General features: G+C 75.5%; 1 protein-coding gene. It reads left to right on the plus strand.

Annotation, left to right across the window (positions count from 1 at the left end; genetic code table 11):
- The coding region (locus LQR33_RS22970; protein WP_231470580.1) for an MFS transporter at positions 1-699 on the plus strand (699 nt) is incomplete at both ends.

Raw genomic sequence — 699 nt, forward strand, 5'->3', positions numbered from 1 at the left:
CTTCCTGCTCGCGCGGCGCAGCCTGCCGGCCGACGCGCCGACGGAGCGGGCATCCCGTTTCGATTGCGCAGGCGCGCTGCTGCTGGCGCTGACGCTGTCCGCCTATGCGCTGGCGATGACGCTGGGGCGCGGCCGCTTCGGCCCGCAGAACCTGGCCTGGCTGCTGGCGGCGGCCGTCGGCGTCTCCGCCTTCCTCCGGGTGGAGGCGCGCGGCGCGGCCCCGCTGGTGCGGATCGACATGCTGCGCGATCCGGCGCTGGGCGGCCCGCTGATCGCCGCGGCGCTGGTGGCCACGGTGATGATGGGCACGCTGGTGGTCGGCCCCTTCCATCTGTCGCGGGCGCTGGGACTGGACGCGATGGGCGCCGGCCTGGCCATGTCGATGGGTCCGGCGATTTCCATGCTGGCAGGCGTGCCGGCCGGACGTCTGGCCGACCGCTTCGGCGCGGACCGCGTCAGCCTGGCCGGCCTGGCCGCGATGCTGGCCGGCGCCGCTCTGCTCGCAGCCCTGCCCGCCTCGCTGGGCATCGCCGGCTACCTGGCGCCGCTGGCGGCATTGACCGTCGGCTACGCGCTATTCCAGGCCGCCAACAACACCCTGGTCATGGCCGGGCAGCCGGCCGACCGGCGCGGCTTGGTGTCCGGCCTGCTCAATCTGGCGCGCAACCTCGGCCTGGTGACCGGCGCGGCGGCGCTGGG

The sequence above is a fragment of the Chromobacterium piscinae genome (assembly GCF_021129175.1).
GTDB lineage: Bacteria > Pseudomonadota > Gammaproteobacteria > Burkholderiales > Chromobacteriaceae > Chromobacterium > Chromobacterium piscinae.